The sequence below is a fragment of the Microbacterium sp. W1-4-2 genome, from assembly GCF_058349885.2.
In genome coordinates, this window is record NZ_JBYRJC020000001.1 from 1396264 (window position 1) to 1411199 (window position 14936).

At 69.9% G+C, this 14936-nt stretch carries 10 protein-coding genes; 2 read left to right on the forward strand and 8 right to left on the reverse strand.

Going from position 1 to position 14936, the window contains the following annotated elements:
* Positions 1-61 precede the first annotated feature (61 nt).
* The 6 genes from AC3RX0_RS06525 to gatC form a co-directional block, all read right to left on the reverse strand.
* Positions 62-1324, reverse strand: coding sequence for a DNA polymerase IV (locus tag AC3RX0_RS06525; protein WP_491505100.1), 1263 nt, complete (start codon positions 1322-1324; stop codon positions 62-64).
* Between the two features lie 114 nt (positions 1325-1438).
* Positions 1439-3406: an acetate--CoA ligase gene (acs, locus tag AC3RX0_RS06530; protein WP_491505101.1), complete on the reverse strand. Its 1968-nt coding sequence runs from the start codon at positions 3404-3406 to the stop codon at positions 1439-1441.
* Positions 3407-3411: 5 nt separating this feature from the next.
* Positions 3412-4023 (reverse strand): acetate uptake transporter, encoded by a 612-nt coding sequence (locus tag AC3RX0_RS06535; protein ID WP_491505102.1) that lies wholly within the window; start codon positions 4021-4023, stop codon positions 3412-3414.
* Between the two features lie 252 nt (positions 4024-4275).
* Positions 4276-5772 (reverse strand): Asp-tRNA(Asn)/Glu-tRNA(Gln) amidotransferase subunit GatB, encoded by a 1497-nt coding sequence (gene gatB / locus AC3RX0_RS06540; protein WP_491505103.1) that lies wholly within the window; start codon positions 5770-5772, stop codon positions 4276-4278.
* Positions 5772-7283: an Asp-tRNA(Asn)/Glu-tRNA(Gln) amidotransferase subunit GatA gene (gene gatA, locus AC3RX0_RS06545; RefSeq protein ID WP_491505104.1), complete on the reverse strand. Its 1512-nt coding sequence runs from the start codon at positions 7281-7283 to the stop codon at positions 5772-5774. Before gatA ends, gatB begins: the two co-directional genes overlap by 1 nt.
* On the reverse strand, positions 7280-7579 hold the full coding sequence (gene gatC, locus AC3RX0_RS06550; protein WP_491505105.1) for an Asp-tRNA(Asn)/Glu-tRNA(Gln) amidotransferase subunit GatC: 300 nt from the start codon (positions 7577-7579) through the stop codon (positions 7280-7282). Before gatC ends, gatA begins: the two co-directional genes overlap by 4 nt.
* Before the next feature lie 239 nt (positions 7580-7818).
* Here gatC and AC3RX0_RS06555 point away from each other — a divergent pair, with 239 nt between their 5' ends.
* Both AC3RX0_RS06555 and AC3RX0_RS06560 read left to right on the forward strand, forming a co-directional pair.
* Entirely contained in the window at positions 7819-9522 is a 1704-nt protein-coding gene (locus AC3RX0_RS06555; RefSeq protein ID WP_491505106.1) for a long-chain-fatty-acid--CoA ligase, read from the forward strand.
* Positions 9519-11321, forward strand: coding sequence for a DEAD/DEAH box helicase (locus AC3RX0_RS06560; RefSeq protein ID WP_491505107.1), 1803 nt, complete (start codon positions 9519-9521; stop codon positions 11319-11321). The genes AC3RX0_RS06555 and AC3RX0_RS06560 overlap by 4 nt, the downstream gene beginning before the upstream one ends.
* Positions 11322-11339: 18 nt before the next feature.
* Here the strand turns inward: AC3RX0_RS06560 and ligA are convergent, their stop codons facing one another.
* Positions 11340-13655, reverse strand: coding sequence for an NAD-dependent DNA ligase LigA (ligA, locus tag AC3RX0_RS06565; protein ID WP_491505108.1), 2316 nt, complete (start codon positions 13653-13655; stop codon positions 11340-11342).
* A 166-nt stretch (positions 13656-13821) separates the two neighbouring features.
* Positions 13822-14919, reverse strand: a complete 1098-nt coding sequence (gene mnmA / locus AC3RX0_RS06570; RefSeq protein WP_491505109.1) for a tRNA 2-thiouridine(34) synthase MnmA — start codon at positions 14917-14919, stop codon at positions 13822-13824.
* Between the last annotated feature and the right edge of the window lie 17 nt (positions 14920-14936).

Sequence of the window (14936 nt, forward strand, 5' to 3'; positions counted from 1 at the left end):
AGTACACGGTAGCCGTCCGCCCCATCCGTGCACACCCCATGCGCACTGCGGGACGCTGTGCTCAGCCGCGGTATCGGCGGACCGGCGGATGATGCGTCACACCGCCCACGTCGCGCCGTCCTCCGAGCGACGAGGCGCGCGTGACCGCCCCGGTGCCGAACCGGGCCGTCGCGTCGTCGAGAGCGCTCTCGACCTGTCGCCACTCCTCGTCGTCGTCCCAGAGCGCCAGGCCCGCCGCTCCCCCAGACCTCAGCCGCTCGGTGCGGACCCCGATGAGGCGCACGGGCAGCGGGCGCTCGAGCACGTCGAACAGCTCGATGGCCGCCTGACCGATGCGCTGCCCGACGGCGGTCGCCTCGGGCAGCGTCTGCGTGCGCGTCACCGTCCGGAAGTCGGCGAACCGGACCTTGATAGCCACCGCCGCCGCTTCCCACCCCGCCTGGCGCAATCGCGCGCCGACGCGATCGGCGAGGCGGCGCAGCTCGCCGCGCAGGATCACGTCGTCGTCGATGTCGGTCTGGAACGTCTCTTCGTGGCCGACGCTCTTCTCCACCCGCTCGGGTTCGACCTCGCGGGCGTCGAGCCCCCGGGCGAGGTGCCAGATGCGGTCGCCCATGGCCTCGCCGATCGTGCGGGCGAGCACGGGGCGCGGTGTGTCAAGGATGTCGCCGACGGTGCGGATCCCGCGGGATTCGAGCGCATCCGCTGACTTCGGTCCGACGCCCCACAGCGCGCGGATGCTCAGCGGCGCGAGGAACGCGTGGGTATCGGGCTCGGCCACGATGAGCAGCCCGTCGGGCTTGCTCATCGTCGAGGCGATCTTGGCCACGTGCTTGGTCGCCGCGGCGCCCACGCTGCAGGTCAGCCCGGTCTGCTCGCGCACGCGAGTGCGCAGCATCCGCGCAATCGCACCGGGTGACCCCCACAGGCGCCGCGCCCCGCGCACGTCGAGGAACGCCTCGTCGATCGACAGCGGCTCGACCAGCGGAGTCACGTCATGGAAGATGTCCATCACCCGGCCCGACAGCTCGAGATACCGCGGGAAGTGCGGCGGCACGACGGTGGCGGTGGGGCACAGCCGCAGCGCCTGCGACATCGGCATCGCCGAACGCACGCCGTAGCGCCGCGCCTCGTACGTCGCGCTGGAGACGACGCCGCGGCCCTCGACACCGCCCACGATCACGGGCTTGCCGCGCAGCGACGGATCGTCGAGCACCTCGACCGCGGCATAGAAGGCATCCATGTCGACGTGCAGGATGCCGGCACCGGTGTCGTCGGCGTCGTCCGGCGACACACGCCTGCCCGATCCATCGCCCCGTCCCATCCTCCCATTCTCGCCGAGGCGTCGGACATCCCTCCACTCTCGCCGAGGCGTCGGACATCGCCGCGGGTCGCTGGGCGGAGGTCGCTGCGCAGCCTCCGCCCAGGGACCGCGCGATCAGTCCTCCTGCGGATGGGAGGCCACGAGGTTCGCGATCTCCTCCATGACCGTCGAATCGGCCAGGGTCGTCACATCTCCGATCGGCCTGTTCTCGGCGACGTCGCGCAGCAGCCGGCGCATGATCTTGCCGCTTCGGGTCTTGGGCAGTTCGCTGACCACGATGATCTGGCGCGGCCGGGCGATCTTGCCGATCTCGACCGCGACGTGCTCGCGCAGCTCGCCTCCGATGTCGTCGGCGATCTCCCCCGATCCGGCGCGCAGGATCACGAACGCGACGACGGCCTTGCCGGTCGTCTCGTCCACGGCTCCCACTACGGCGGCCTCGGCGACCTTCGGGTGGGAGACCAGGGCGGACTCGATCTCGGTCGTCGACAGACGGTGGCCCGACACATTCATGACGTCGTCCACGCGACCGAGCAGCCAGTAGTCGCCGTCGTCGTCGCGTTTGGCTCCGTCGCCCGCGAAGTACCGGCCGGGGAATCTCGACCAGTACGTATCGATGTAGCGCTGGTCGTCGCCCCAGATGGTCCGCAGCATCGCCGGCCAGGGCTCGGTGAGCACGATGTAGCCGCCCGCGCCGTTCGGCACCGACGCCCCCTGTTCGTCGACGATGTCGGCGACGACGCCGGGTACGGGGCGCATCGCGGCACCGGGCTTGCCGGCCGTGACACCGGGCAACGGGCTGACCATGATCATTCCGGTCTCGGTCTGCCACCAGGTGTCCACGACCGGCGTACGGTCATGGCCGATGTTGTGCCGGTACCAGATGTAGGCCTCGGGGTTGATGGGCTCGCCCACCGACCCGATCACCTTGAGAGACGACAGGTCGTACTTCGCCGGAAACTGCTCGCCCCACTTCATGAATGTGCGGATCGCCGTCGGAGCGCAGTACAGCTGGGTGACCTTGTACTTGTCGATGATCTCCCACCACCTGCCCTGATGCGGCGAGTCCGGAGTGCCCTCGTACATCACCGACGTCGTGCCGTTGGCCAGCGGCCCGTACACAATGTAGCTGTGCCCGGTGACCCAGCCGATGTCGGCGGCCGTCCAGTACACGTCCTGCTCGGGCTTCAGGTCGAACACCGCCCACTGCGTGTAGGCGCAGCCGACCAGGTACCCACCGGTGGTGTGCAGCACGCCCTTGGGCTTGCCCGTCGTGCCCGAGGTGTACATCACGTACAGCGGGTGCTCGGCGTCGAAGAACTCGGGCTCGTGCTCCGTCGAGGCCTTCTCGACGGTGTCGTGCCACCAGACGTCGCGCCCGTCGACCCAGTCCACGTCCTCGCCGGTGCGCTTGACCACGAGGACCGTATCGACCTCGGCGCCGTCGGCGATCGCCTTGTCGACCGCGGGCTTGAGCGCCGACGGCTTGCCCTTGCGGAAGCCGCCGTCCGCGGTGATCACCACCCGCGCCTGGCAGTCGTCGATGCGGGTGCGCAGCGACTCGGCCGAGAACCCGCCGAACACGACGGTGTGCGGGGCGCCCAGGCGTGCGCACGCCAGCATGGCGACGACGGTCTCGGGGATCATCGGCATGTAGATCGCGACCCGGTCGCCGGTCTTCACGCCCAGCTCGGCAAGAGCGTTCGCCGCCTGGCAGACGCGCTCGGTGAGCTGGCGGTAGGTGATCGTTTCGCTGTCGCCGCGGTCGCCCTCGAAGTAGTACGCGACGCGATCGCCGTTCCCGGCCGCCACATGCCGGTCCAGACAGTTCACGGCGACGTTCAGGCGTCCGCCGACGAACCATTTGGCGAACGGCGGGTTCGACCAGTCGAGTGTCTGCGTCCACGGCGTCTGCCAGTCCAGGCGCCGCGCCTGGTCATCCCAGAAGGCGAGGCGATCCTCGTCGGCCTGGGTGTAGGCGTCCGCGTGGACATTGGCCTGCTCCGCGAACTCCGCCGTCGGTGCGAAGCTGCGCGTCTCGGTGAGCAGGTTCGCGATCGTCGGTTCGATTCCCTCTGCCATCTCCGTCATCCCCTCGCCAGCGATCCCATGGGCAGGATCGTGCGCTTGTACGTGAAGTTGGTCACCGTCGCGAACGAGGCGTACCAGGCCAGGATCGCCGTGGCGACGCCCAGGTAGCCGCCGACGTAGCCCCACACCGGCGAGACCCACTCGCCGACGGCGAGGGCGAAGTAGGTCAGCGTCAGCGCGATGAACACCAACAGGACGGAGATGTTCGTGCGGCTGGCTGCGACCGTCATGTAGAGGGTGAAGATGCCCCATGCGAGCAGGTACCAGCCGACGCCCTTGCCGGCGTCGGCGCCGAGCTTGGTGGCGTCGCTGAGGAACCAGAACGACAGCCAGAATCCGCCGTACGAGCAGAACGCCACGGCGCCGAACGTGTTCTTGTTGGCGAACTCCCAGACCCCGGCGATCACCTGGACGGCTCCGCCGTAGAACATCGCGAGGCCGAGGACGACGCCGGAGACGTCTGCCGGGGCCCATCCGGCGTTGATCACGCTGAGCACGAAGGTCGTCAGCGCGAAGGCAGCGAGACCGAGCCCGGCAGGGTCACCGAAAGGGATCGCCTTCGGTGGTGCAGTGGGGGCAGGACTCTGGGTCATCTGCGGTGTGGACATGCGTCATCGCTCCTTTTCGGTCGGCTTCATCACCGGCCCACGAGCGCGAAATTACACCCGTTGAGACCCCTGAAGGGTCGTCCACAGTCGTTGCATAAGTTCGGCGCAGAAGCAGAAGGATGCCGCAGCCCTGCCCTCGACCGAGTGCAACCCCGGTCGTCGAGCGAGCGCAGCGAGTCGAGACGACGTCACCGAACGCGTTTCGACTCGCTCGCGCTGCGCGCGCGCTCGGTCAACGACCGGAGCGTGAGTTCACTGCGCGGCGCGCTCCAGGATCAACTCGCGCACGCGGGCGGCGTCGGCCTGACCGCGCATGGCCTTCATGACGGCGCCGATCACCGCCCCGGCGGCCTGCACCTTGCCGTCCTTGATCTTGGCGAGCACATCCGGCTGGGCCGTGAGCGCCGCGTCGATGGCCGCGATGAGGGCACCGTCGTCCGATACGACCGCCAGACCCCGGGCATCCACGATCTGCTGCGGCGTGCCCTCTCCCGCGACCATGCCCTCGAGCACCTGACGGGCCAGCTTGTCGGTCAGCGTGCCGGCGTCGATGAGCTTCTGCAGCTCGGCCACCGCGGCGGGCTCGACGAGTTCGCTCGTCTCACGGTCGGCGGCGTTGGCGAGGCGTGCGATCTCGCCCGTCCACCACTTGCGGGCGGCGGCGGGTGTGGTCCCGGCCGCGATCGTCTGCTCGACCTCGGCCAGCACGCCCCCGTTGGCGACATCCTGGAACTCGAGGTCGGTGAAGCCCCACTCCGCCTTCAGCCGGCGGCGACGGGCAGCCGGCGGCTCGGGCAGCGCGGCGCGCAGCTGCTCGATCAGCTCCGGCGCCGGCACCACCGGCAGCAGGTCGGGCTCGGGGAAGTACCGGTAGTCGTCGGCATCCGACTTCGGGCGTCCCGGGGAGGTGACCCCGGTATCCTCATGCCAGTGCCGGGTCTCCTGCGTGATCGAACCGCCGTCGGCGAGGATCGCCGCCTGCCGCTGGATCTCGTAGCGCACGGCGCGCTCGACCGACCGCATCGAGTTGACGTTCTTCGTCTCGGTGCGGGTACCGAGCTTCTCCTGCCCCCGCGGGCGCAGCGACACGTTGGCGTCGCAGCGCAGGTTGCCGCGCTCCATGCGCGCGTCCGAGATGCCCAGCGACAGCACGATATCGCGGATCGTCCGCACGTAGGCGGCCGCGAGCTTCGGAGCACGGTGCTCGGCGCCGAAGATCGGCTTGGTGACGATCTCGACGAGCGGCACGCCGGCGCGGTTGTAGTCCACCAGCGAATAGGCGGCACCCTGGATGCGACCGGTCGCCCCGCCGACGTGCGTCAGCTTTCCGGCATCCTCTTCCATGTGCGCGCGCTCGATCGGCACCTGCACCAGCGTGCCATCCTCGAGTTCGACCTCGACCTGGCCCTCGAACGCGATCGGCTCGTCGTACTGCGAGATCTGGTAGTTCTTGCCCAGGTCGGGGTAGAAGTAGTTCTTGCGCGCGAACCGGCTCGACGGCGCGATCGAGCAGCCGAGGGCCAGGCCCAGGCTGATCGAGTAGCGCACGGCCTGCTCGTTGACGACGGGCATCGAGCCGGGGAGGCCCAGATCGACCGGCGCGAGGTCGGTGTTCGGCTCGCGGCCGAACGAGTTGGGCGCCGCCGAGAACATCTTGGTCTTGGTGTTCAGTTCGACGTGCACCTCGAAACCGAGCACCGGCTCGAACAGCTCGAGCGCCCTGTCGAAGTCCATCAGCGTGTCGGCCATCAGCGCGCCCCTCCCAGGATCGGTGCCGAATCCAGCAGCGGGCCGCCCCACGAGTCCACGAGCAGGGCCTCGGCGGCCGCGCCCACTCGGTAGAGGCGGGCGTCCTCGCGCGCAGGGGCGAGGAACTGGATGCCCACCGGCAGCCCGTCGTCCGAGGCGAGCCCCGATGGGATCGAGATGCCGGGGACCCCGGCGAGGTTCGCCGGGATCGTCGTCAGGTCGTTCAGGTACATCTGCAGCGGATCGCCGATCTTCTCGCCGAGCTTGAACGCGGTCGTCGGGGCGGACGGTGTCGCGATCACATCGACGGCGGCGAACGCCTCATCGAAGTCGCGCTGGATCAGAGTGCGCACCTTCTGCGCCGACCCGTAGTAGGCGTCGTAGTAGCCGGCCGACAGGGCGTAGGTGCCGAGGATGACGCGCCGCTTGACCTCGTCGCCGAAACCGGCGTCGCGGGTGGCGGCCATGACGTCTTCGACGGTGCCGCCGTGCACGTCTACGCGCATTCCGAAGCGCACCGAGTCGAACTTCGCCAGGTTGCTGGATGCCTCGGCCGGCAGGATCAGGTAGTACGCGGCGACGCCGTACTCGAAGTGCGGGGCGCTGATCTCGACGATCTCGGCGCCGTGCGCCTGCAGCAGGTCGAGCGCCGCGCGGAAGGACTCGGCGACGCCGGGCTGGAAGCCGCTGTCGGGCAGCTCCTTCACAACGCCGACCTTCAGCCCCCTGAGCACGTCGCCACGGGCGCCCTCGCGGGCAGCGTCCGCGAACGACGGCCAGGCCTCGGCGAGCGAGGTCGAGTCGTTGTGGTCGTGGCCGCCGATCACATCGTGCAGCAGACCCGCGTCGAGCACCGTACGGGTCACCGGGCCGACCTGGTCGAGCGACGAGGCCAGCGCGATCGCGCCGTAGCGGCTGACGCCGCCGTAGGTGGGCTTCATGCCGACGGTGCCGGTCACGTGCGCGGGCTGGCGGATCGATCCGCCCGTGTCGGAGCCGAGTGCCAGCGGCGCCTCGAAGGCCGCCACTGCCGCGGCCGAGCCGCCGCCCGAGCCGCCCGGGATGCGCTCGAGGTCCCATGGGTTGTGGGTCGGACCGTACGCGGAGTGCTCGGTCGACGAGCCCATCGCGAACTCGTCCATGTTCGTCTTGCCCAGGGGCACGAGGCCCGCAGCGCGCGAGCGCGCCACCACCGTCGCGTCGAAAGGCGACATATACCCCTCGAGGATCTTCGATCCACTCGTCGAGGGCATGTCGGTCGTCACCAGCACGTCCTTGACGGCCAGCGGGACGCCGGCCACCGGGCCGAGCCGCTCGCCGGCCGCGCGACGCGCATCGACGGCGGCCGCGGCATCCAGCGCCTTCTCGTTCACGTGCAGGAAAGCGTGGACCTCGCCGTCCACGGCTGCGATCCGGTCGAGGTGCGCCTGGGTGGCTTCGACGGCCGAGATCTCGCGCGACGCCAGCTTCTCGGCGAGGTCGGCGGCGTTCAGGCGGATGATGTCGCTCACTGCTCCTCCCCCAGGATCGCGGTGACGCGGAAGCGTCCCTCGGCGGCCTCCGGCGCGTTCTGCAGCGCCTGCTCGCGGGTGAGCGTCGCGCCGACCTCGTCGGGTCGATACACGTTCTCGAGCGGGATCGGGTGGCTCGTGGCGGGGATGTCGGAGGTGGCCACCTGCGACACCTTCGCGATGTTGTCGACGATGACGTCGAGCTGGCCGGTGAGGCGTTCGACCTCGGCGTCGCTCAGGTGGATGCGAGCGAGCACACCGAGATGGCGCACAAGATCGGGGGTGATTTCAGACACCCCCCCAGTCTATGGGCGGGCGCACGCCGCCCACGGCGGGCGCCGCCGGGACAGACTGGTCCATCATCAGTGCACGCCGCTGCGGTGATCGCGCCGTCTCGCGCTGTCAGTTGCCACCCGCGCTGCACGATTCTGCGTTCGCGCCTCGGATCTGCGCCGCCCGCTCCGCGCGCCCACCCCACACCCGATGATTCCCGGCAGGGCCTCAGAAACGACCGGGTGACGCGTAGGCTGGCGCGGTGACGACGTTCGATCCGCCCCGCCCGTGGACTGCCAGCTATGCCGCCGGCGTCCCACTCGACCTCGGTCCCGTCGAGGGGTCTCTCGTCGACATCGTTGCGGCATCCGCTCGTGATTACCCGGATGCGCCGGCGCTCGAGTTCTTCGAGCGCACGACGAGCTACCGGCAGCTGCAGGACCAGATCGACCGAGCTGCCGCCGGTCTCAAGGCGCTCGGCGTGGGCGCGGGCGACACCGTGGCGATCGTGCTGCCGAACTGCCCGCAGCACATCGTCGCGTTCTACGCGATCCTGCGACTGGGCGCGATCGCGATCGAGCACAACCCGCTGTACACGCCGCGCGAGCTGCGCAAGCAGTTCGAAGACCACGGCGCGAAGACCGCGATCGTGTGGACGAAGGTCGTGTCGACGATCCAGGACTTCCCCGCCGACCTCGCGGTCGAGAACCTCATCTCGGTCGACGTCATCCGGGCGATGCCGTGGACGACCCGGCTCGCCTTGAAGCTCCCGATCGCCAAGGCCCGCGCGTCGCGCGAGGCCCTCGCGAGCGCGGTCAGCGGCGCGATCCCGTGGGAGCGCGTCGTCTCGTCCGACCCGCTGCCGGCGACGCACCCGAAGCCCGCGACCGACGACCTGGCGATCATCCAGTACACGAGCGGCACGACCGGCTCGCCCAAGGGAGCGCAGCTCACGCACCGCAACCTGCTGGCCAACGCGGCCCAGGCGCGGGCGTGGGTACCGCAGATCATGCGCGGCAACGGCTGCGTCGTCTACGCGGTGCTGCCGATGTTCCACGCCTACGGCCTGACCCTGTGCCTCACGTTCGCGATGTCGATGGGCGCGCGCCTGGTGCTGTTCCCCAAGTTCGATCCCGACCTGGTGCTCGCCGTCACCAAGAAGCACCCCGCGACGTTCCTGCCGCTGGTCCCGCCGATCGCCGATCGGCTGCTGAAGGCGGCGCAGGAGCAGGGGGTGTCGCTCCAGGGCACCGAGATCGCGATCTCGGGCGCCATGGCGCTGCCGCACGAGCTCGTCGTGCCGTTCGAGCAGGCCTCCGGCGGATACCTCGTCGAAGGCTACGGACTGAGCGAGTGCTCCCCCGTGCTGATGGCCAACCCGGTGGCCGACAACCGCGTGCCCGGCACCGTCGGGCTGCCCCTGCCGGGCACCGAGTGCCGGGTGATCGACCAGGACGATCCGACGAAGGACGTCGCTCCCGGAACCGCGGGCGAGCTGATCGTGCGCGGACCGCAGGTGTTCGGCGGCTACTACGGCCGTCCGGACGAGACCGACGCCGTGTTCATCGACGGCTGGTTCCGCACCGGCGACGTCGTCACCATCGACGAGGCCGGGTTCGTGCGCATCGTCGATCGCATCAAAGAGCTCATCATCACGGGCGGATTCAACGTCGCACCGACCGAGGTCGAGAACGCGCTGCGCCAGCACCCCGACGTCGAGGACGTCGCCGTCGTCGGGCTGCCCAGCGAGCACTCCGGCGAAGAGGTCGTGGCCGCGGTCGTCCCGGCCGACGGACGGCAGATCGACGTCGACGAACTGCGCGCGTTCGCCCGTGGCATCCTCACCCCCTACAAGGTGCCGCGGCGTGTGTTCGTCGTCGACGAATTGCCGCGTTCGCTCATCGGCAAGGTGCTGCGCCGCCACGTGCGCGACAAGCTTCTCGACCTGACGGGAGCAGGATCATGACCGACGACACCCTCACGACGAGCGAGGTGGATGCCGCGGCCGCCGAAGCGCCGCAGGCCCCGGGCTTCGACGACCTGGGCATCACCGGCCCCGTGCTCGGGGCGATCCGCGATCTCGGCTATGAGACGCCCTCTGCCATCCAGGCCGCGACGATCCCGCTGCTGCTGGAGGGGCGCGACGTGCTCGGTACCGCGCAGACCGGCACCGGCAAGACGGCCGCTTTCGCGCTGCCGGTGCTGGAGCGACTCGATCTGGGCCAGAAGACGCCGCAGGCGCTCGTGCTCGCCCCGACCCGCGAGCTCGCCCTGCAGGTGTGCGAGGCGTTCGAGTCGTACGCGGCGCGCATGAAGGGCGTGCACGTACTGCCGGTCTACGGCGGGCAGGGGTACGGAGTGCAGCTGTCCGCGCTGCGCCGCGGCGTGCACATCGTCGTCGGCACCCCCGGCCGGATCATGGACCACCAGGCCAAGGGCACGCTCGACCTGACCGAGCTGAAGTACCTCGTGTTGGACGAGGCCGACGAGATGCTCAAGATGGGCTTCGCCGAAGACGTCGAGCAGATCCTCGCGCAGACGCCCGAAGACAAGCAGGTCGCCCTGTTCTCGGCGACGATGCCCGCAACGATCCGGCGGCTCGCGCAGCAGTATCTGCGCGACCCCGAAGAGGTCGCGATCAAGACCAAGACGACCACGAACCAGAACATCGCGCAGCGGTATCTGGTCGTGTCGTACGCGCAGAAGGTGGATGCCTTGACCCGCATCCTCGAGGTGGAGAACTTCGACGGGGTCATCGTGTTCGTGCGCACGAAGAACGAGACCGAGACGCTCGCCGAGCGGCTGCGCGCCCGCGGCTACTCCGCCGCGGCGATCAACGGCGACGTGCCGCAGGCCCAGCGCGAGCGGTCGGTGAACCAGCTGAAGGACGGCAAGCTCGACATCCTGGTCGCCACGGACGTCGCCGCCCGCGGACTCGACGTCGAGCGGATCAGCCACGTGATAAATTTCGACATCCCGACCGACACCGAGTCGTACGTGCACCGCATCGGCCGCACCGGCCGGGCCGGCCGTTCGGGCGACGCGATCAGCTTCATCACCCCGCGCGAGCGCTACCTGCTCAAGCACATCGAGAAGGCGACGCGGCAGCAGCCCGCGCAGATGCAGTTGCCGACGACGGAAGACGTCAACACGACCCGGCTCAACCGGTTCGACGACGCCATCACCGCCGCGCTCGACGAGACGAGCCGCATCGAGGGCTTCCGCGACATCATCGCCCACTACGTCCGCCATCACGACGTGCCGGAAGGGGATGTCGCGGCCGCCCTCGCGATCGTCGCGCAGGGCGAGACGCCCCTGCTGCTGGATCCCGAGAACGACCCGCTCGCCGCGTCGGTCGAAGCCGTCAACCGTCCCCCGCGCGAGCGGGCGGGGCGCGAGCGTGGCGGCGAGCCGCGGGAGCCCCGAGAGCCGCGACGCGGCCGCGGAGACTACGCGCCGTATCGCATCGAAGTGGGCCGACGCCATCGCGTGGAGCCTCGGCAGATCGTCGGCGCGCTCGCGAACGAGGGCGGGCTGCGTCGCGACGATTTCGGCGCGATCACGATCAAGCCCGAGTTCTCGATCGTCGAGCTGCCGGCGAACCTCGACCCCGCGGTGCTGGAGCGCTTGCACGACACCCGCATCTCGGGTCGGCTCATCGAGATCACGCCCGATCGCGGGGCGCCGAACCGCCGACGCCCCACCGACCGCGGACACGGCCGCGCGCGTGAGGACCCCGCGCCCCGGAAGCCGCGTCACAAGTGAGCCAGACCCGGACGACGCTCAATCGAGCGCTTCGGGTCCCTGCTCGACCAGGAGCTTGAACTGCGCAGCGTCGATGATGCGAAGGCCGAGCTCCTCGGCCTTCGTGAGCTTCGACCCGGCTCCGGGGCCGGCGGCGACGAAGTCGGTCTTCTTCGAGACGGATGACGCGGCCTTGCCGCCGGCGGCGATGATCGCCTCTTGCGCGCCTTCGCGCGTATAGCCCTCGAGCGAACCGGTGGCCACGACCGTGAGGCCCTCCAGCACTCCCCCGGCCGTCGCCGCCGCCCCCGGACCGGGGTGCCCGGGGATCGCCCATTGCACGCCTGCATCAGTCCAACGCTGCACGATCTCCTGATGCCAGTCGACCTCGAACCAGTCACGCACCGCATCGGCGATGATCCCGCCCACGCCTTCGACGGCGGCGAGCTCTGCCTGCGACGCGCTCCGGATCGCCTCGAGCGAGCCGAACCACTGCGCGAGTGCGCGCGCGGCCACCGGCCCGACGTGCCGAATGTTCAGCGCCACCAGCAGGCGCCACAGCTCCTTCGTCTTCGCCTTCTCGAGCTCGCTGAGGAGCTTGACCGCCGCCACCGATGGCTGCGGGCCCTCGAGCCCGGCCTTGCGCTCGTCGGTCGTCGGATTGCGCCGGAACGGGCTGCGGGTCTTGACGACACCGTCCTCGTCTTCCTTGGGCAGTCCGGTCTCGGCGTCGCGCACGACGACCGAGATGGGCACCAGTTCGTCCAACGTCAGCTCGAACAGCCCGGCCTCGGTGTCCAACGGCGCCACGGCGGGCGGCTCGGCCTGCGTGAGCGCCGCTGCGGTCACTTCGCCGAGCACGTCGATGTCGAGCGCACCTCGGGATCCGATGTGCTCCACCCGCCCCCGCACCTGCGCAGGGCACGAGCGCGTGTTCGGGCAGCGCAGGTCGATGTCGCCTTCCTTCGCCGGAGCGAGCACGAAGCCGCATTCGGGGCACCGCTCGGGCATCACGAACTCGCGTTCGGAGCCGTCTCGCCTGTCGACGACCGGGCCGAGCACCTCCGGAATCACGTCCCCGGCCTTGCGCAGCACGACGGTGTCGCCGATGAGCACGCCTTTGGCCTTCACGACATCCTTGTTGTGCAGCGTCGCCTGCCGGACGACCGACCCGGCCACGTGCGCCGGTGCCATGACCGCGAACGGGGTCGCGCGCCCGGTGCGCCCGACCGAGACGACGATGTCGAGCAGCTTCGTCTGCACCTCTTCGGGCGGGTACTTGTAGGCGATCGCCCAGCGCGGCGCCCGGCTCGTCTGCCCCAATTCGGCGTGCAGCGCCAACTCGTCGACCTTCACGACGATGCCGTCGAGCTCGTGCTCGATGCCGTGACGGTGCTCGCCGAAGTAGGCGACGAACTCGGTCACCTCATCGATCGAGTGGCACACCTTCGTGTGCGGACTCGTAGGCAGGCCCCAGGCGGACAGCACGTCGTAGATCTCGCTCTGCGCGGCGACCGGTGGGTTCTCCCACGCGCCGATGCCGTGCACGTACAGCGACAGCGACTCGGTGCGCAGCACCCCGGCCTCGTGCTCGAGCCCGGTCTTCTTGTCGAGCTGCTGCCGCAGTCCGCCGCTGGCGGCGTTGCGCGGATTCGCGAAGGCCGGGAACCGCCGCGCAGCCGCTGCCTTCGCCTTGTCTTCGTCGAACGGCTTCTTGGCGCCGCCCCGCGCCTCCCAGCGGGCGAGGGCGTCGTCGTAGGCGCGGTCGCGGAACGCCGCCTGCGCGGCGTTCAGCCGCTCGAACGCCGCGACGGGGATGAACACCTCGCCGCGCACCTCGATGATCGGCGGATGGCCCGTGCCCGACAGCCGTTCGGGGATGTCAGCCAACCGCAGCGCGTTCTCGGTGACGATCTCTCCGATCCGGCCGTCGCCGCGGGTCGCCGCCGAGGTGAGGATGCCGTTCTCGTAGCGCAGGCTGATGGCGAGCCCGTCGATCTTCAGCTCGGTCAACCACGCCACCTCACGACCGGCTGCCGCCTCGGTCTTGGCCGCCCATTCGCGCAGCTCGTCGACAGAGAACACGTTGTCGAGGCTCAGCATCCGCTCCGCGTGCTCGATCGTGTCGAGCCCGGTCGCCTCGGCCGCCCCCACCATCTGGGTCGGCGAGTCCTGCCCCTGCAGTTCGGGGAACAGCCGCTCGAGCTCTTCGAGCCGCCGCATCCAGCCGTCGTAGGTCGCGTCATCCACCAGCGATGTATCGCGCCCGTAGTATGCGTCCTTCGCCTCGAGGATGCGAGTGGTCAGGTCTTCGGCCTCGGTGCGTGCGTCGTCACGCGGGATGTTCTGCGGCACGCGTCGAGTCTACGAGCGGGTGCCGACATCCACTCGCCGGTCGGCGCCGGCTGGTCGCGGGATCGGCTCGTTTCGATGCAAGGCCGTCGAGATCGCGCGAACGGTGCGCCACACCGCCGGAACGTCGCCGTTTGCGCGATGTCGCCGTGCCGGGCACCGCCGCCAGTCAGGCTTCGACGGGCACGGCCGACACGGTACGGTCGATCGTGAACTGGCCGATCACGCGTGTGCCGTCGTACAGAACGGCTGTCTGCCCGGGGGCGACGCCGTCGAAGGGATGCCGCGGCCGCACAGTGAGCGTGCCGTCGACGTGGACCGCCTCGGCGGGCACCGGGTCGGCGTGGGCGCGGATCTGCACTTCGCAGGCGAACGCTCCCTCGGCTTGCGGACGTCCGGCCCACGACAGCCGCTCCCCCGCGATCTCGGCGGTGGCCAGGGCTTCCTTCGGCCCCACGACCACGGTGTTCGACACCGGACGGATCTCGAGCACGAACCGCGGCTTGCCATCGGCGGCGGGCACACCCAACTGCAGTCCGCGACGCTGACCCACCGTGTACGCGTGCGCGCCATGGTGGCTTCCGACGACCGCGCCGGTGCGGTCGACGACGTCGCCGTCGGCGGAGCCGACCTTGTCGGCCAGCCAGCCGCGCGTGTCGCCATCGGGGATGAAGCAGATGTCGTAGCTGTCGGGCTTCTGCGCGACGGCAAGACCCCGGCGCTCGGCCTCCGCACGGACGAGATCCTTCGAGGGCGTGTCACCGAGGGGGAAGTACGTGTGTGCGAGCTGCTCGGCGGTGAGCACCGCGAGCACGTACGACTGGTCCTTCGCTGCCTCCGACGCACGGTGCAGCTCCCGGCCGTACGGGGTGTCGACCAGCTTCGCGTAGTGCCCGGTGCAGACGGCGTCGAAGCCGAGCTCGATCCCACGCTCCAGGAGCGCGGCGAACTTGATGTGCTGATTGCACCGCATGCACGGGTTGGGGGTGCGACCGGCCTGGTACTCGGCGATGAAGTCGTCCACGACGTCTTGGCGGAACCGCTCCGAGAAGTCCCAGACATAGAACGGGATGCCGAGCACGTCGGCCACGCGACGCGCGTCCATGGCGTCCTCGATGGTGCAGCAGCCGCGGCTGCCGGTCCGCAGCGTCCCGCCGGCGCGCGAGAGCGCCAGATGCACGCCGACGACCTCGTGACCCGCCTCGACCGCACGTGCCGCAGCGACGGCGGAATCCACACCGCCGCTCATCGCCGCCAGAATACGCATGGGCTCCAGTCTACGAG

What these genes read in the sequence shown, in the direction of transcription:
- AC3RX0_RS06525 (WP_491505100.1), bottom strand. Translation starts at nt 1,324, where the DNA reads ATGGGACGGGGCGATGGATCGGGCAGGCGTGTGTCGCCGGACGACGCC.
- acs (WP_491505101.1), bottom strand. Translation starts at nt 3,406, where the DNA reads ATGGCAGAGGGAATCGAACCGACGATCGCGAACCTGCTCACCGAGACG.
- AC3RX0_RS06535 (WP_491505102.1), bottom strand. Translation starts at nt 4,023, where the DNA reads ATGTCCACACCGCAGATGACCCAGAGTCCTGCCCCCACTGCACCACCG.
- gatB (WP_491505103.1), bottom strand. Translation starts at nt 5,772, where the DNA reads ATGGCCGACACGCTGATGGACTTCGACAGGGCGCTCGAGCTGTTCGAG.
- AC3RX0_RS06560 (WP_491505107.1), top strand. Translation starts at nt 9,519, where the DNA reads ATGACCGACGACACCCTCACGACGAGCGAGGTGGATGCCGCGGCCGCC.
- mnmA (WP_491505109.1), bottom strand. Translation starts at nt 14,919, where the DNA reads ATGCGTATTCTGGCGGCGATGAGCGGCGGTGTGGATTCCGCCGTCGCT.